We start from the raw sequence: 17,850 nt of genomic DNA, 5'->3' as shown, positions 1-17,850 counted from the left end.
TTTCAAGGATTCAACGAGACACCTCTCTGCTTCTCGATGGCTGCGGACTGGATTTGTGGAAGGCTTGCGCCAATTTGCTGCCAACGAGACGTATGCACCGATAAACGAGAATAAACGTTCTTTTCCAAGAAAATACTTGCTTAAAAAACTTACGAACGTCCTCATCAGCAAATACATACGATTTCGGGAAGTAACGAACTTCGCTTGGCGTGAACCCGAGCAATTGTATCCAGAGATGCAGATCTCTCGATTCCACTTCATCGTGCACAATAATTAAATCTCCCCGCTGAGCGGACAATGCGGCGATCTGCTCCTTCATCCACGGAATCTGCGCTTCATGCCGTACAGTCAAGTGGTACTCCTTGCGATTGCGTTCTTTGCGCATAAGCATCTGGGGGACTCTCCTCGTAAAATAAGCGAAGTTGATGCGCCAACGGGGCAATTCACGTCTAAGAGCAGGATGGATATGGAACATTCGTACGATATTTTGGTCCCATTCGCGCATCTTATCATTGCTCCGCAGATCTCCGAATGCCTCGCCATGGAATTGGTGCAGCGCCTCCATGCCAAGATGGGATACGATAGGCATGCCCAGCTTGTAACATCTGTAGCCGATATCCGTATCCTCCATGCCCCAGCCTTTATACCCTTCATCGAAGCCGCCGATTTGCTCCAACCTCTTCTTGGAGAGCGCCATATTGCATGAATAGACGCAGTGCCAAGGATGGGCGAGGGCTGCGATATTGAACGAATGAATCTGGCTGTCGTAATGGCGGGCCTCCATATATTCCAGTGCGGTATAGTTCGTGTCGAACACGCGTCCTGATTTGACGTCTTGGAGCGATACCGGATCTTTGAGCATATAACGGTACGATATAATGAGCATGTCTTCATTTTGAACCAAATACCGATTCAGCTCTCGCAGATAACTTCTGGGGACGATCATATCGGAGTCGAGAAAAATGACATATTTCCCTTTAGCCTGACGCCAGCCTGTATTGCGAACTCTTGACCGGCAAGAGTTCGCAGACCGCTCCAAGTAAATATATTGGAACGCGTACGTTCTTGGCGTCCCTTCGACTTCACGTAATGTATTATCGCTTCCCCCGTCATCCACGACGATAACTTCATAACCGCCTTTCTCGAAACCAAGCTGATCGTTAAGCGATTCCAACGTATTGTTAAGCATCACTTTATTGTTGTAGGTAGGAATCACAACGCTATACTTGATCAATTGGACAACACTCCTTTCTCTGGAGTCGGTTGAAATGGATAAAACAGCCGAATCGTCATCCTAAACACCAATATTAACCCTGCGTTTAACCCAATAACCGAGGTCATGCCGCCAATCATTCCCCAGCGCTCCACCATTAAGTATTGCAAGGGGAGGATGATAGGAATCGGTATGATCAGCGCTGCAAAAGCCAGTCTGGCCGCCCGGACTCCGTCCAATGAAATGACCGTGGTGAATAGAAGGTAGATCATGTTCATCGCGATGCCTGCTGAAGTAAGCCCGACATACGTCCATTCAAGCGGAAAATTCCCGTAAAGTTTAACAAGAATGGCTGTAATAATAGCAGTCGCCAACCATAAGGCCGCATAGATCGCAACCGAATATTTGACAATGATTCGATCTGCATGGCGCTTGTTTAACCCTGCCATCATCGGCAAGAACACAACAGCGAACACGTCTTGGAACAGGATGGTGAATAGCCCTCTAATCGTATTCTGATAAACAGAATAGACACCGAGCTCATAGTCTGACCCGAATCTTGCCATTAGCAGCAAGTCGCTTGTAAATAGCAGCGTAGAGACAAGCCACGACAGCATGATGAAGAAACCGAAAGAAAACAATTTGTTCAATGCTTTCCAAGTAACGCGCAGTTGACTCAGATTCATTCGGCACAACGTTATGACAAAGAAGAACAAGTTCTGAAGAATAAGAGGGATCAAATAACTGAACAATGATTTGACACCTAGCAGGTATAGACCTGTCAGCGCCCCAGCTAGAAATAACAGCGAGCCGATAAGCTTGTAGACACCTAAACGAAAAAATTGCTGCTGCCCGCGCAGGAAGGATTCGGTCAATATGTATAAGTTGATGCTCATAGCGAGCGCCACCGCACCTATCCAAGAAGTGGAAGAGAAACCGAACAACCTCTCTACGACATGCCCCGATACAACAAGCAAAGCTGTAACCACAGAGGATAGAACCACGGTGGTCACCAACGCTGTCCCCATCAGCTCCCGACTCTCTTCCTCGGTAGACACAGGCACATACTTGACGACACCGTTATACAGTCCAAACGTCAGCGGAATTAACACGATGCTGGATACACTGCCGATAAGCGCAATCTGCCCCCAAGTGATGACTCCAAGCTCACGAACGCATATGACATAGACAACTAGCGTCAAGAGCAGCGATAACGCCTTAAAAATAAAGGTGACGCCTAGATTCCTCAGGAAGATCGCAATTCCCGGCTTTCGGGTTTGCGCCAACAACTTCCCGATTACGGAGTGGAGACGATTCCTCCCACCTGCTGTTTCTATCTGTTTCAATTCCGCAACCTAGGAAACCAGCGTCGGAACCGACTTCTGTTTCTGTTGATTTCTGCCCTGCACTCGCTCGGAAATACGAGCAAACCATCGGTCCAGCGGCATCCACATCACGAACAGGAATAAAGGTAAATGGCACAAAGCAAACACAATCGTTTCCTTGTAGGAAAGCGCATGGCCAACTAATACGATAATGTGATGTGCATAGATTAGTCCGCCTTCCGGAACTTCGACTGGATTGATCGTATAGAATGCGATGTCGAGGAAACCAGAAAACAAGGTGATGGTTGCGAGCAGCGATATTTTCATCGTTCTGCCTGGCGTTCCTCCGCCCATCCGATATGCGAATGAAACCGTGAAGTTGATCATTTGAACGACCAGCAGGTAAAGCAAGGTGTACCATTCACCAACCGACGCAAAATTCGTTACGATTACGTTACCCGTTACCCCGAAGAAGCTGACTCTAGGAATTAAGTAACCGAGGAAAATAAGGAACGGAACATATACCATGAGATGTCCGTATTTCAATTTATTAGGGAAGAAGGAGATGGCTCCGATAATAAACAAGTAGCTGACCAGCTTCGCCAACAAATGCCACACATTTTCAATTTCCGGCTCACGAGGGATGACCAGCCATACGAAGGCAAACCCGCATAGCCCTATAAACGCAAGCACTAACCATAATTGTTTTCGAATGAATTCCATTGTTTTGTCCTCCTAAAAAGTTTTTTGCAGGTTCTTCGAGTTACTTCCTGAAGCAAAAAACTTGCTTCGGAAGCATACCTATGTAACGAAAACGTTATCGACCAGAAAGCGACCGAACGCTTGTCTAAGTTGCCGTTCCCCCCTTTCGCCCTGTGCCATCAACGACAACGGCAAATGATTCAACCGCTGATCTGACATTCACTACAAGAAGGTATCGTGAATCGACTTAATGTGATAGGCAATTTTATGACTTTCCAATGGCAATATTGGTACTAAATAGAAAAAGACGCATGTAGGATTGATCCGTGACCTTATGGTCATCGTCCAATTCCACATGCGTCTATTTGCGTTTAATCTTTACTTAATGCCCAGTCCATGCCATGTAAAAAGTGCGATTACAGCTCAGTTAGCTCTTGGATCTTCCAGTTGTTTGCTTCATCGCGCACCAAGAATAATACAACATCATATGGATAAGCTGATTCCTCGTCCTCAGCATCCAGTGCTACATAAACAGTTGCCGTACCTTTTGCTTCATCCGCGCCAATAATCATAAGGTCGGACAGCTCATAACGCGTATCATATCCGTCAAAGTCATCCGCCCAGAAATCGAGCATCATCTCGGCGCTCATCGAATCTTCAGCGAACATGCCTTGAACAGCATCCAAATCTTCCGCATTCAGATTGTCGATTAATTGGTTAACAGCATCTTCAACGCTGGTAGAGAATGTTTGCGTTGTGTTAACTGGTTTATTAGGGAGATCATAGTTGTAGTCTTCAAGGTTCTCCTGCTTGATCTTCCACGCACCAGCCGAATCCTTAACCATTGTGTACGTGATGGAATATATTTCATCAATCTGATAAGGGCTCGGGTAATTGATATTAACTTCAGCCTTAATCGTTGCTTTCGTGCCTGTAAAGCTGGTTACTTTCACAGATTTAACAGTGAAGATGACAGCCTCGCCATCGGCTAGCAGCAAATCTTCTTCATCTTCAGCGTTCCAGCTTGTTGGCAGCCAGGCGGATTTAACACCTTTCACATCTAACTTGGAGAGCGCCGCGAAGTACCCATTAATGACATTAACAGCCTTCTGCTTGCTCAGTGCTTCGACTGCAGACGGTGAAGTAATGCTCAGCTTGCTCTTGCCATCCCATGCAACTGATCCGCCGAATGATTTCACAACGAATTCAGCCGGAACAATAACATAGCCTTTGACGCTGTACGGAGCAACTGCCAGCTGCTGTTTCACGCCATTAACGTATGCTGCTTTGCTATCCAATGACAGCTTAATCGAAGTTGCGCCTTTCTTGATCGTTGCCGACTTCGTCTTCGTATCAAATGCATAAGTCGCTCCAAGCTGAGCTGCAAGCGGCTTCGCTTCAACAAAAGTCAAATTCGATTTGCGAACAGGCGGCTGTGTAAATTTGACTGCTTTGCCGTCATACGCAACCGTTACGGGTGCCGTGGCAGCGGATGCATAAGCCGGAACAAGCATGAGGACCAAACTCAATAACAGGAAAAGCGATAAACTTTTTTTCATCTCTGTAACCCTTCCCTTCCAAATTTTCTATTACTTTATCGTCATTCATGAATGAATTGTTAAGTGTTACGCAATCATTTTCATAAAATGTTTGTAAAGATTTAGTCAATCCTATTACGCCGAAGTGTATGAGCAAACCAGAAACCCTACGCCTCAGCGTAGGGTTCCATCAAAAAAAGCTGCGGCAAAGTCGATTCAACTCGACTTTGCCACAGCTTCTTACCCTATCCTTGGGAATGGGAATATATTTTATAAACTATCTGCGAGAGCCGCCGCAACCTTCCAAATGTCGCCTGCGCCCATCGTAATGATCAGATCGCCAGGCTTCATCGAGCCTTTCAGCTGTTCCAACACCTCTTCCTTCGTCGGAACATAATGCGTGTTGGCGTTGCTATTCTGAATGATCAGTTCCACAAGTCTGCGGGAGCTGACGCCTTCAATCTGCTGCTCGCCAGCCGGCGAATAGATATCGGTAATAATGACTTCATCCGCTTCCCCGAAAGCGCAGCTGAACTGCTCCAGAAGGAAATAAGTTCGCGTATAGCGCTGAGGCTGAAATACCGCTACAATCCGCTTTCCCGTTGCCTTCGCAGCGCTGATCGTTGCTTGAATCTCCGTAGGATGATGTGCATAATCGTCGATGACGAGAATATCATTCTTCTCGCCAAGCACATGGAAACGACGTTTCGCACCTCGGAACTGCTTAATTGCATCTGCAACATTCGCGAATGGCAGCCCCGCTTCCAGACATGTTATAATCGTCGCCATTGCATTGTAGACGTTGTGACGTCCTGGTACCGACAGCTCGACTTGGCCAAGCTCTGTCCCATTGTGATGAAGCTTGAACGTTACCTTACGGTCGCCAAGCTCAATATCCGTTGCACGATATTGCGCATCGCAATCAATGCCGTACGTAATCACTTGGTCAGCCCGAAGTGAACCGCTGTTCACTATCGGCAGCAGCTCTTGCAGATTTGTATCATCGATGCAAACAATCGCTTTGCCGTCCGACTTCACTTGCTGAAGGAACTGCACATAAGCGCTCTTCAATTTATTGAAATCGCCGTCATAGTTTTCAAGATGGTCCGGCTCGATGTTCGTCACAATCGCAATTGCAGGGTGGTACTGCAGGAATGAACCATCGCTTTCGTCCGCTTCCGCTACGACGTATTCGCCTTTACCTGCCTTAGCATTCGTTCCGACGTTAACAATCTCGCCTCCAATAATGAAGGTCGGATCGATCCCGCACGTTTCCATGACAAGCGCAATCATCGAGGATGTCGTTGTCTTGCCGTGTGCGCCAGCAACTGCTACGCCTTTACCCGCATTCATCAGTCTTGCAAGCATCTGTGCGCGGTGAAGAACCGGAATGTTAAGCGCTTCTGCTGCTTGGCGCTCTACATTATCCTTCGGAAGTGCTGTCGAGTACACGACAAGATCGGCGCCTTTCACATTGTCTGCTTCATGGCCGATGTAGATGCCGGCACCCTTCTGTGCCAACTTCTCAGCCAACTCCGCTTTGACAACATCAGACCCCGTTACTTTATAGCCCATTTCTAGCATTACTCGCGCAATTGCGCTCATCCCGTAACCGCCGATGCCGATAAAATGCACATGTTCAGCCGTATTCAAAGACGGTTCACCAACCTTTTTCAGAATCCGTAATATGAAGCAGTCGAGCGCGCACGTCAGAGATCAGGTACAGCGTACCGGTCACGACGCCAAGATCACCTTCAGCGATTAGCTGCTTCAGCTTATCGAGCGCCGCACGCCAATCCGGCTCTACGATGAGATTAACCGAAGAGCCTGTTTCTGCCGCTATTTCCTGAACGATTGACGCGAACGACTCCGCACTCATCTTTTTGCGAAAATCAGGTTCGGTCACGATCAGTGAATCCGCTATTGGCAGTATATGCTTAAGAGTCTCCGTGTGATTCTTATTCTCGAGCATTCCCATCATGACATGTGCCCGTTTATACGAATATGTGGACTTCAGAGCAGCCGCTAAAGTCGCGGCGCCTTCTGGATTGTGGGCGCCATCAAGCAGAATGCGAGGATCTTGAGACACCATCTCCAGACGTCCTGGCCAAGCTGTAGAACGAAGCCCGTCATTCAGTTGGTCATCTTCAACCAGAAGCGCATTGTATTGACGCAGCACTTCAAGCGTCATAACTGCAAGGGCAGCATTCGCAACTTGATGAGGACCATTAAGCGAAATCGTGAGTGGATCGATCGAACGGAACGGTCCGCGGAACCGGAACGACTGCTGATCTTCTTGCACCTCAATCGACTCATAATGGAACTGCTCGCCAAGCAAGTACAACGTGCTTTTCGTCTGTGCAGCTTTCTCCTTCAGAATCGCGATAACCTCTGGCTGAGTTGCCGTACTGACTACAGGAACGCCTGGCTTAATAATGCCGGCTTTCTCCCAAGCGATCTGCTCGATCGTATCGCCAAGAATGTCCATATGGTCATGTCCGACATTCGTAATAACCGAAATCGCTGGAGACACGATATTGGTTACGTCCATACGGCCGCCAAGACCTGTCTCCCACACAACATAATCAGGGAACGTTACTTTGGCAAAATACAAAATTGCAATCGCCGTCGAAACCTCGAACATGGTTGGCGAGCCAAGTTCAGTTGCAGCGATATCCTCAACATGCGGCTTCAGCATGTTAGACAGTTCCAGCAATGTTTGCTCTGGAATGTCCTGTCCATTGTATTGGAATCGGTTCGTGAATTTCGTAATGTACGGCGATGTGAACGTACCGACATCATATCCGCTCTTAATGAGGACTGACGTCAAGTAAGCACATGTCGAGCCTTTGCCATTCGTACCTGCAACATGGATAAACCGCAGTCTCCGCTCGGGATTATCAAGACGCTCCATGAGCAGCTGCATCCGTTCTAAGCCAGGACGAACGCCGAATGGAATAAGCCCGTTAATCCAATCCGCCGCCTCTTGATATGTAGAGAGCGGAGCGGCGTTATCCGCCGCTGCCGCATCTTTGCGTTGTTCACTCATCTGTTCCACTACCTTTCTTTAGATGCAAAACAACTTATAGCACCTTAAGCGCGAAGTTCAGCAATGCGGGCAATGACTTTATCGCGTTTGTCTGCGTAGTCCGCCATTTTTGCTTTCTCTTCTTCGATAACCTTCGCAGGCGCTTTCGAAACGAAACCTTCGTTACCAAGTTTCTTCTCGATACGCTCTACCTCGCCGTTCAGCGTCTTCAGCTCTTTCTCAAGACGTGTTATTTCCTGGGCAATATCAATCAAGCCTGCAAGCGGCAGCAGCAGCTCAGCGCCCGTTACAACAGCCGACATCGCTTTGTCTGGCGTCTCGATCGCAAGACCCGCATCCAGCTTCGACGTGCCGCAGAAGCGCTCAATGAACTCGCGGTTGCGATTCACAATTGCTAGCTCCGCATCGCCGGACGGCTTGATCAACAGCTCGATCTTCTTGCTCATCGGCACGTTCACTTCCGCGCGGATGTTGCGAACCGCACGAATCATATCCATGAGCAGCTCCATCTCACGAACCGCTTCCGGCGATTCCAGCGCCGAATCGAACGTTGGCCATGCCGCAAGCGTGATCGTCTCACCTTCATGCGGCAAGTGTTGCCAAATCTCTTCGCTAATAAACGGCATGAATGGGTGGATCAAACGCTGCGTACGGTCGAGCACGTAAGCGAGTACCGATTGCGTCGCTTTCTTCGCAGCCGGATCACTGCCGTAAAGGTTCAGCTTCGCGAACTCGATATACCAGTCGCACAGGTCATCCCAGATGAAGTTGTAAAGCAGACGTCCCGTTTCACCGAAATCGTAGCTGTCGATCAGACGCGTAACGTCGCGGCAAGTTTCGTTCAGACGGTGCAGAATCCAGCGGTCAGCTGTACCCAGCGGAGCCGTAATGTCGATATCGGCAGCCGTAACGCCTTCCAGGTTCATGAGCGCGAAGCGCGAAGCGTTCCAGATCTTGTTCGCGAAGTTGCGCGCTTGTTCAACTTTCTCCCAACGGAAGCGAAGGTCTTGGCCTGGCGTGTTGTTCGTCGAGAGCATGAAGCGCATAGCGTCAGCGCCATACTTCTCAATAACATCCAGCGGATCAACGCCGTTGCCAAGCGACTTGGACATCTTCTGGTTGTTCTCATCGCGTACGAGACCGTGCATGAGCACGTCTTTGAACGGAATTTGATCCGTAAACTCAAGTGCCGTGAAGATCATCCGCGCAACCCAGAAGTAAATAATATCGTAGCCTGTTACGAGAAGGTCCGTCGGATAGAAGCGTTTGAAATCCTCATGGTTCTCATCCGGCCAGCCAAGCGTCGAGAATGGCCACAGTGCGGAGCTGAACCACGTATCGAGTACGTCTTCGTCCTGTTTCCATGGTGAACCTTCGTTGTCCGCGCCTTCCGGAGCGTCTACGCCTACGAACGTTTCGCCCGTCTCCGTGTTGTACCATGCTGGGATACGATGGCCCCACCACAACTGGCGCGAGATACACCAGTCACGAACGTTCTCGATCCACTGCAGGTACGTACGCTCGAACCGATCCGGTACGAAGTTAACGCCTTTGCCGCTCTTCTGCGCTTCGATCGCACGATCAGCCAGCGGCTTCATCGATACGAACCACTGCGTCGACAGGTAAGGCTCAACAACAGCGCCGCTGCGCTCGGAGTGGCCAACCTGGTGCACATGCTCTTCGATGCGGATGCAGATACCCTGCTCCTGCATATCCTTAACGATCGCCTTACGGCAATCAGCACGGTCCAGACCTTGGTAAGGACCTGCATGTTCATTCATCTTGCCGCTCTCATCCATAACTGTAATTTGCGGCAGATTATGACGCAGGCCTACCTCGAAGTCGTTCGGATCATGAGCTGGCGTGATCTTAACCGCACCGGAACCGAAGTCCTTCTCTACATACTCGTCGCCTACAATTGGAATCTCGCGGCCAATAATCGGCAGCACGAGGTTCTGACCGATCAGGTGCTTGTAGCGCTCATCCTCCGGATGAACGGCAACCGCCGTATCGCCAAGCATCGTCTCTGGTCGCGTCGTCGCAACGATAATATGTCCGCTGCCATCAGCAAGCGGGTATTGCAGGTGGTACAATGCGCCCGTTACTTCTTTATATTCAACCTCAATGTCGGACAATGCCGTACGAGCGGCAGGGTCCCAGTTGATGATTTTTTTGCCGCGGTAAATCAAGCCCTTCTCATAGAGACGGACGAATACTTGGCGAACAGCTTGGGACAAACCTTCATCCAACGTGAAACGTTCGCGGGAATAGTCAAGACCGAAGCCCATCTTCGCCCATTGCTCGCGAATCGTATTATTGTACGTATCTTTCCATTCCCATACTTTCTCGAGGAACTTCTCGCGGCCTAGGTCATAGCGGGACAGACCTTGCTCTCGCAGCTTCTGCTCAACCTTCGTCTGCGTAGCGATGCCGGCATGGTCGCTGCCAGGCAGCCAGAGCGAATCATAACCTTGCATCCGCTTCGCGCGCGTCATAATATCTTGAAGCGTAAAGTCCAGCGCATGGCCGATATGCAGCATGCCTGTTACGTTCGGAGGCGGAATTACGATCGTATATTTCGGCGCATCGGGACGTTTGCCCGCTTCGAAATAACCGCCTTTCATCCAATAGTCATACCATTTGGCTTCCGCGCTCTTCGGATCATATGTCGTTGGCATCGCGGTCGTTGCTTGATTGTCAGACATGTTCACTACCCCCATCGCCTATTAGAAAAATAAAAAAAACCTTCCGTCGCAAAGGACGAAAGGTTCTAGCTTCCGTGGTACCACCTTCATTCCATGCAGCTTGTGCGCGAATAACTCGCACCGCATGGCACTCAAACAGATAACGGCTGTGTCCGGCCAGACCTATCAGCTGCATAATAGAGCGACAGCGTTCAGTCCAGGCAACTCCGGGGCGACACGCGGCATCGACATTCCTGCGGTTCCTCTCAGCGTAACGGCTCCGCTCTCTGAAGGCACGAATACGGCGCTTCCCTTTCCTTGTTGTTGCTTATATGGTTCGCGATATCTGAGCAGGCCGTAATTATCGATTCCTGTCGTCAGATTGCATATATCGTAATAATACTTCTCTTAACGTTACAAGTCAATGTTAGAAGGCTACTCGCCCTCCTCCGGCTTCGTTACAATCGACACGCCTTTCACATATTTACGGTCCATCATATGACGTTTCTTTCGGTTCTCTTTCGATTCGAAAACGATGTCCATGTCATAATCCTGTCCCGGGTAAAGTTTGCTGCGATCGATATAACGGGCAAGTCGCTTTTGATTAAAAGTCAGCTTGCGTTCCTCTACCTGTACAATCACGTTGCCGCGTTCATCCGCCTCACGGTAGACGATGCCGGTTCGTTTGAGCGGGTGAATCCATACGCAGTCTCCTGCGCGATGCGGCTCTTTCGGTAGTGTCTCTCCATCCCTCTTATGGTTTGACTGTCTCTGAGATATCTCGTGTTTCTTGCTAGGCGTCGTTTCCTTACCAAGTGTCTCCTGCGAAACAGACGGCATTGGCAAATGCTGCGGTTGGCCACTCTGCGAAACAAGCAGCTCTGCACGAGAGACGATCCTTTCCATCAGGCCAAATCTGCGGGCAACGGCGAACGCACGGCTCTCCCCTGCTTCGCCAATCACCAGCCGATGCAGCGGACGGAGCGTCTCTGGATCGAAGGTCATGCTGGCGTTCATACAGCCAGGCGTATGAGAGGCGAATCGTTTGATTTCATTAAAATGCGTCGTCGCCACCACACGTGCTTTCATCTCCATCAGGTGCTCGAGTACAGCAACCGACAGCGCTATGCCTTCGCCGGGATCGGTGCCCGCCGCCAATTCATCAAGCAGCAGCAGAGACCGGTTATTCGCCTCGCGAACCATCGACGCTACGTTCATCATATGCGAGGAGAACGTGCTCAGCGATTGCTCAAGGCTTTGCCCATCGCCAAGATCCGCCATCACCTTATGAAAAATGCCAAGCTCGCTTCCGGCATCAGCCGGAATTAGGAACCCGCATTGATGCAGCAGCACATGCAAACCAAACGTCTTCAGCGCGACTGTCTTACCGCCGGTGTTCGGTCCGGTAATAATCAATTGCTGCCATTCCGCGCCGATTTCCGCATCCAGTGGAATGCATCGATCTACTGCTATTAACGGATGTCTCGCTTGAACGAGCTTCACGATGGGCTGACTGCTCATGGATGGGCGTACGCCATTGTATGACCGAGACATTTTGCCACGAGCGGTAATGAAATCAAATGCGGCCATCGCTTCAACATTCCATTCCAACTCCGACGTCCGCGTCTCAGCCATTGCAGACAACCGTGCCTGAATCGCATAGCACTCGCTCTCCTCATCTGCCTTCCAGCTGTCCCACTCCAGCTGCAGCGCCGCAATATCGGCAGGTTCAACGAACAAGGTCTGGCCGCTCGAGGACTCATCCCATACCGTCCCTGGCACCTGCTTGCGCAAATCCCGCTTCACGGCAATAACGTAATGCCCTCGCCGCTTGCTAATGATCGTTTCCTGAAGCGCACTCTTGTACTTAACCATCGTCTGCTCAAGCTTCTTCTCAATCTTGCCTTCGAGCGCATACAACTGCCGACGGATGCGTCCTAGCTCCGGACTTGCTTCATCAGCCAGACTACTGCCGCGAAGGCATCGGTTAAGCTCCTGACGCAGCTCCGGGCAATCATTCATGGAGTCAGCATAGGACGCAATACGCGGTGCTGTCTCACGCTTGCTGTCCATGTAACGCCTCATCTGCGCGATCGATGTCAGCCAAAGGTTAAGATGATACAGCTCAGATGGCACATACACCCTGCCTTTACCGAGCAGCGCCACGATCTCATCGATGCCTTCCATCGCAGATAACGGGATGCTTGCGCCTGCGCCCAGCAGCTTCGCAGCCTCTTCCGTCTCTTCCAGCCATGCGCGCACTTGCCGTTCATCGGTACTTGGTTCATGGCGCTCCGCAAGCCTGCGTCCTGCAGGTGATACCGTATACTCGGCTGCCATAGACAACATTTTATCCAGCTCTAACATTCGCTTTGCAGATTCATTAATCATTCGTTCCATCTTCCTTTCAATCTATAAATGGGCACAAAAAAACAGGGACAGAACGCGATAAACGTCCCATCCCTGTAAAGGCGTATCCCCGTTTCAGCCAACAAAAAAGCCGTGCTGCAAGAGCACGGCGAATTGGGCCGAACGGTTGTTTACGCGTTCAGGCGGAATTGTCGTCGCATGTTCTTAACTCATTGGACGAGTCCCGCTAAACTTACAGCTCAAATAAAACTCTCTTGATCGAAAGTTTCGCAGAAAGCTGTCTCGCTTAGACAGACACTCGATTTATCCAATTATTAGTTAAGAACACCCGTCGTCATACTTATTTCCCCTTACGCATATAAATGTAAGATACACCGTCATTGTATCGTTGCGAGAGTTGTCCCGTCAAGTCTCGATGTCGGCCATTCCACTAATATGCACATTGTTATCTGTATTTTCTGACCACTCCGTCATTCAGCTATTGCCATTCCAATAATTCCGAGTATAATACTATGTAAATCAAACAAGATGGGTGATGCCTGATGAAAACGAACATAACCAATCAGATCGAAGTCTGGATCAATGACCAGCTGGATCTGTATAACTATGCTCTTCAGATCGGGGATACAGACTGGCAGCAGCACATTATTGAAACGTTGTCCCATAAGGATGATTACTTGCAGGAACTATATAATGAACAAGAGAATCAAAAGCTGTGGGGGCTATTCAATGAGGTTAATCAAGCGATGCTCCAGCTGCTTGAAGAAATTCGCACCCAAGCATTGGATCGGGAACAACTCGAAGAGATTCGCAGTAAGCTGACCGTGCTGAAGAAGCGTCGGCTTGCTATCGTACAACGAATAAATACGGTGAAGGTGACACCATCATCATCATCGAACTAATGCATAAGGCGCTGCCAATCCCCGATCGGGTAAGGCAGCGCCTTGTTAATTATAAGGCAATCACGGAATATAAATGACTTGCCCCTCCGATATCGCTTGATCCTGCAGTCGGTTATAAAGGGAAAGCTCCCTCGTATTTTTACCATACCGTTCTGCAATATCATCGAGCGTTTCTTCCTTCTGCACGATGCACATCCGAACTCTACGGAACGACTGCTCATCGGCCAGCTTACCTAAGAACAGCGTCTTCCATTCGATCTCATCGCCCGTTGTCACTCTCGATTTCTCTTTAGCGCCAGCTGAGCTATTCTCCGCTGCTTCTCGACTCTCCTGCTCGCGCTTTGACGACTGCAGCAGCGTGCGTATGCCGACTGGCTCTTTAGCAGGCTCTACTTCTTCAATCTTCTTGCGGCCAAAAGCGACCTTCGGCTCTTTGCGTCCCACGTCGGCCTCTTCAAGACGAGGCGCTTCAATTGCAGCCTGCTCCTGCTGGGCTTGATCGAAGAATGATGCAGCGTTCGGGCGCTGTTCCGCAAACTCGGAAGTTAACGGATCGAACTGCTCTTCTTGCTCTTCTCGCTGTTCTTCTACCACTGATGCCTGCGTAAAGAAGCTGTCATCGTCCGCGTTATCATCAGCTGCTTCGACCACTGATTCTTGTCGCGAAGATGGTGAGATATCGCCGAACGATATGTCCGCATTCCGTGTTGCTTCTTGAGAGAATGCATTCACATCCGGCGCGTCATTGACGGCAGGAATCGACCACGGCTCATCCGGCCTGCCATAAGCTGAATTGTAAAGCGGTTGCTCCGGCGCCTGCTCCACCGGAGACTGCGAAGCAAAAGCAGACCAGCTGATCACAGGCTTGTAGGGCTCCGGTTCTGGCTCTGGTTGCTGCTGCGGCACTGCAGCTTCGTTACGCACGAATGGCTGCGTATGTCCCCAAGGAACGGAGAAATTGGGCTGCTGCAAGGACTGCTCTGGTTCCAGCTGATCCAGCTCTTCTTCCTCTTGGAATTGAGCCTGTCCGTAGTCATTTGCCCTTACCGTTTCAGGACTGTCGTAAAAATTCGATTGATACGATGGCTCAGCGGGCTTCGACTCCTCCCGCCGGTGAACGACCGTAATCGGCTCATCCTCTTCCCAGACATTATCCGCTTCCTCTCGATGTTCAACTGCAATGCCATGAAGCGATAGAATGCCTGTAATGTTCAGCGTCCTCGATGACAACAGATCAACATCGAAATGATCGATCTCGACCGATATATCATCCAGGCTGTTCACCCGATTCATCGGCAGCGTAATTTCAACCGGAATCCAGTGTTCTAGCGATTGCGGCTGCTGCAAATCATTATGCGAACGATATACACCCGTCAGCAGCAGCTGTCCCTTCAACAACGCTTGTTCACCCTGCTGGACGACTTGAATGCGAGGAACTAGCTCGATTTCCTCCAGCTCCTCAATAGCAGCAACATCATCCGGCAAATGGACGCGTTCGTACACATCAAAGCGCAAACCGCTCGTTTGATCCGGCACGCTTCAGTCCTCCCTTCCGCCTTGCAAGCTTGGGCAATCTTCTCATTCAATAACTATCATATGGCCGCGCAGTATAGCGCATGACTATGAAATTCGCATTGAATCGCACTAACGATATCGAAGATTGAACGATCCGGCCTGATTGCGGCCAAAAAAAACCGCGAACAAGACGGACATCTTGTTCGCGGTTCATCGTTTAGGTTGAAGCTAAAGCCCGTCTGATCGGCTCGAACCAGTCAGGTCGCGGAGAAACAACCTCTACCTGCCCGCCATATAGCGGATGGGTGAAGAGCAGCCGTTCGCCGTGCAGTGCCTGATGCGCAAGCAGCCGCGTGCTGCCGCCATACAAGCTGTCCCCAACGAGCGGATGGCCGGTATGGCTCATATGTACGCGGATCTGATGCGTACGTCCTGTCTCCAGTCGGACGCTTACAAGCGCAGCGCTGCCGTATTGCTCAAGCACCTCATAGTGCGTAACAGCAGGGTCACCGCCCGCCCCAGCACGGCGCTTCATAGAATGATGGCGGTCGCGGCCAATCGGTGCATCGATGATACCAGAACGCCGGGCCAGCCTTCCCTGCACGAAGGCAACGTAGCGCCGATCGATTGCCTTATTGCGCATCGCTTCGTCCAGCCGCTGCTGTGCAAGTTCATTTTTGCTGTACAGCACCAGTCCCGACGTTTCGTTATCGAGCCGATGAATGTGGCGGACTGGCAGTGGATCGCCCCGCTTCAGCAGATGGAGGGCAGCAGCTTCATCCAGCGTACCGCGTTCTCCTGGCCTGGAAGCATGGACAGGCATGCCTGCCGGTTTATTCATGACAAGAACATAATCATCCTCGTACAACGGCTCGGCCATAAGTTTGCTGCCGCTGCTGCTATCCTTAAGAGCACTCGCCGCCAGTTTGTAGACCGGGTCTTTCGACGGATCAGCCGGAATGAACGCATCCAGAACGATACGATCATCTTCCATCTGTATTCCGCCTACAGAGAAAAGCAGATTGATCCATTTCGTCGGAAACAATCCTGCAGCAGCAAGCCACTGTTTCACCGTATGCGAATTAGATTGTGCAGCAGGCCACTGCGCCACTGTCGTTCCGCTGTCATCAGTCATTAATCCTTGCGGCAGGAGAACCAACCTGCGTCCTTCACGGCGCGCACCGATCTGCCAGTTAAAGCCTATGCTGCTAACGCTCTGCATCAGCAGCTATTACAGACGCGACAGCGCTTCGTCGTTCGCTGCAATCGTCAGGTCGATATCCTCTTCCGTGTGTACGCCGGATACGAACATGCCCTCGAACTGAGATGGAGCTACGCTGACGCCAAGATTGAGCATGTGGCCGAAATAAGCGCGGAATTGATCGAGATTTGACATTTTGGCCGTCTCGAAGTTGATGACATGATTATCGGTGAAGAATGGGCATACCATTGATCCAACGCGATTGATCGTCATCGCAATGCCGTTCTTCGCCGCATTAGCCTCGAAGCCAAGCTGCAGGCGCGTCGATAGGCGCTCCAGAAGCTCATACCGGTCTGGCGTCATCAGCTTCAACGTCGTGTAACCTGCCGCCATTGCCAGCGGGTTGCCGGACAACGTACCAGCTTGATAGATCGGGCCTGCAGGGGCCATTTGCTCCATTAGATCCCGTCTGCCCGCATAAGCGCCGACTGGGAGGCCGCCTCCAATTACTTTGCCAAGGCACGTCAAGTCTGGCGTAATGCCGTACAAGCCTTGTGCGCAATGATAATTAACGCGGAAACCTGTCATTACCTCATCGAAAATAAGCAGGCTGCCGTATTGCGTCGTTACGTCACGCAATCCTTGCAGGAAGCCCGGCAGCGGCGGAACGACACCCATATTGCCGGCAATTGGTTCGACGATGACGCAAGCGATCTGCTCGCCAAACTTCTCGAATGCAAGCTTAACCGATTCGATATCGTTATATGGCACCGTAATTGTATGCGTAGCTACGCTCTCCGGCACGCCAGGGCTGTCTGGCAGACCAAGCGTTGCAACACCGGAGCCAGCCTTGATCAGCAAGCTGTCCGCATGTCCATGGTAGGATCCTTCGAATTTAAGAATTTTGCTCCGCTTCGTATAACCACGCGCCAAGCGCAATGCGCTCATCGTTGCTTCCGTACCGGAGTTAACCATCCGAACAATATCGGCAGAAGGTACACGTTCGCAGACGAGCTGCGCCATCAGTGTCTCGATCTCTGTTGGAGCACCGAAGCTTGTCCCTTTCTCAGCTGTCTTCTTGATCGCTTCTACAACCTCTGGATGGGCATGACCCATAATGAGAGGTCCCCATGACGCTACATAGTCAATATAGCTGTTGCCGTCGATATCGTAGACGCGCGAACCGCTGCCGCGCTCGATGTAAGCTGGCGTCAAGCCAACGGATTTGAATGCCCGGACAGGGCTGTTAACGCCGCCAGGGATATATTGCTTCGCCAGCTCGAATGCGGCTTTGGACCGCTCATCGCGGCGTTGGCGGTTCGGGTCGAATGTTTCGCTCATCGTTTCCGTC

Annotated in this window: 12 protein-coding genes; 1 reads left to right on the top strand and 11 read right to left on the bottom strand. The window is 50.6% G+C overall.

All coding sequences use genetic code 11. From position 1 onward, the window contains the following. Positions 1 to 10 precede the first annotated feature (10 nt). The 8 genes from H8B09_RS03240 to H8B09_RS03200 all read right to left on the bottom strand — a co-directional run bounded on the left by H8B09_RS03240 (position 11) and on the right by H8B09_RS03200 (position 12,902). On the bottom strand, positions 11 to 1,234 hold the full coding sequence (locus H8B09_RS03240) for a glycosyltransferase family 2 protein (RefSeq protein ID WP_191202020.1): 1,224 nt from the start codon (positions 1,232 to 1,234) through the stop codon (positions 11 to 13). Further along, the gene (locus tag H8B09_RS03235; protein ID WP_191202019.1) at positions 1,231 to 2,559 is read right to left on the bottom strand and encodes an oligosaccharide flippase family protein; all 1,329 of its coding nucleotides are present in this window, start codon (positions 2,557 to 2,559) and stop codon (positions 1,231 to 1,233) included. Before H8B09_RS03235 ends, H8B09_RS03240 begins: the two co-directional genes overlap by 4 nt. A 9-nt stretch (positions 2,560 to 2,568) precedes the next feature. Then, entirely contained in the window at positions 2,569 to 3,261 is a 693-nt protein-coding gene (locus H8B09_RS03230; RefSeq protein ID WP_191202018.1) for a hypothetical protein, read from the bottom strand. Between the two features lie 395 nt (positions 3,262 to 3,656). Further along, entirely contained in the window at positions 3,657 to 4,799 is a 1,143-nt protein-coding gene (locus tag H8B09_RS03225) for a stalk domain-containing protein (RefSeq protein ID WP_191202017.1), read from the bottom strand. Between the two features lie 249 nt (positions 4,800 to 5,048). Beyond that, entirely contained in the window at positions 5,049 to 6,431 is a 1,383-nt protein-coding gene (murC, locus tag H8B09_RS03220; RefSeq protein WP_191202016.1) for a UDP-N-acetylmuramate--L-alanine ligase, read from the bottom strand. 7 nt (positions 6,432 to 6,438) lie between these two features. Then, positions 6,439 to 7,827, bottom strand: coding sequence for a bifunctional folylpolyglutamate synthase/dihydrofolate synthase (locus tag H8B09_RS03215; RefSeq protein ID WP_191202015.1), 1,389 nt, complete (start codon positions 7,825 to 7,827; stop codon positions 6,439 to 6,441). Positions 7,828 to 7,871: 44 nt separating this feature from the next. Then, entirely contained in the window at positions 7,872 to 10,532 is a 2,661-nt protein-coding gene (locus H8B09_RS03210) for a valine--tRNA ligase (RefSeq protein WP_191202014.1), read from the bottom strand. A gap of 414 nt (positions 10,533 to 10,946) precedes the next feature. Then, a complete protein-coding gene (locus H8B09_RS03200; RefSeq protein WP_191202012.1) occupies positions 10,947 to 12,902 on the bottom strand; it encodes an endonuclease MutS2 in 1,956 nt (651 codons plus the stop codon). A 521-nt stretch (positions 12,903 to 13,423) separates the two neighbouring features. Here H8B09_RS03200 and H8B09_RS03195 point away from each other — a divergent pair. Next, positions 13,424 to 13,783 (top strand): hypothetical protein, encoded by a 360-nt coding sequence (locus H8B09_RS03195; RefSeq protein WP_191202011.1) that lies wholly within the window; start codon positions 13,424 to 13,426, stop codon positions 13,781 to 13,783. Between the two features lie 60 nt (positions 13,784 to 13,843). Here H8B09_RS03195 and H8B09_RS30980 read toward each other — a convergent pair whose 3' ends face one another. The 3 genes from H8B09_RS30980 to hemL form a co-directional block, all read right to left on the bottom strand. Beyond that, on the bottom strand, positions 13,844 to 15,319 hold the full coding sequence (locus H8B09_RS30980; protein ID WP_191202010.1) for a LysM peptidoglycan-binding domain-containing protein: 1,476 nt from the start codon (positions 15,317 to 15,319) through the stop codon (positions 13,844 to 13,846). Positions 15,320 to 15,515: 196 nt separating this feature from the next. Next, the gene (locus tag H8B09_RS03185) at positions 15,516 to 16,520 is read right to left on the bottom strand and encodes an RluA family pseudouridine synthase (RefSeq protein WP_224753225.1); all 1,005 of its coding nucleotides are present in this window, start codon (positions 16,518 to 16,520) and stop codon (positions 15,516 to 15,518) included. 9 nt (positions 16,521 to 16,529) lie between these two features. Then, on the bottom strand, positions 16,530 to 17,840 hold the full coding sequence (gene hemL, locus H8B09_RS03180) for a glutamate-1-semialdehyde 2,1-aminomutase (protein ID WP_191202009.1): 1,311 nt from the start codon (positions 17,838 to 17,840) through the stop codon (positions 16,530 to 16,532). Positions 17,841 to 17,850 lie beyond the last annotated feature (10 nt).

Origin of the sequence: Paenibacillus terricola (assembly GCF_014779765.1) — a bacterium.
Lineage (GTDB): Bacteria > Bacillota > Bacilli > Paenibacillales > Paenibacillaceae > Paenibacillus_T > Paenibacillus_T terricola.
The sequence above is the reverse complement of the archived record's forward strand: the minus strand, read 5'-3'. Positions and strand labels throughout refer to the sequence as shown.

Excerpts from the sequence above, each read along its gene's own strand:
- H8B09_RS03230 (WP_191202018.1), bottom strand. The coding sequence starts at position 3,261 with ATGGAATTCATTCGAAAACAATTATGGTTAGTGCTTGCGTTTATAGGG.
- H8B09_RS03225 (WP_191202017.1), bottom strand. The coding sequence starts at position 4,799 with ATGAAAAAAAGTTTATCGCTTTTCCTGTTATTGAGTTTGGTCCTCATG.
- H8B09_RS03215 (WP_191202015.1), bottom strand. The coding sequence starts at position 7,827 with ATGAGTGAACAACGCAAAGATGCGGCAGCGGCGGATAACGCCGCTCCG.
- H8B09_RS03210 (WP_191202014.1), bottom strand. The coding sequence starts at position 10,532 with ATGTCTGACAATCAAGCAACGACCGCGATGCCAACGACATATGATCCG.
- H8B09_RS03200 (WP_191202012.1), bottom strand. The coding sequence starts at position 12,902 with ATGATTAATGAATCTGCAAAGCGAATGTTAGAGCTGGATAAAATGTTG.
- H8B09_RS03195 (WP_191202011.1), top strand. The coding sequence starts at position 13,424 with ATGAAAACGAACATAACCAATCAGATCGAAGTCTGGATCAATGACCAG.
- H8B09_RS03185 (WP_224753225.1), bottom strand. The coding sequence starts at position 16,520 with ATGCAGAGCGTTAGCAGCATAGGCTTTAACTGGCAGATCGGTGCGCGC.
- hemL (WP_191202009.1), bottom strand. The coding sequence starts at position 17,840 with ATGAGCGAAACATTCGACCCGAACCGCCAACGCCGCGATGAGCGGTCC.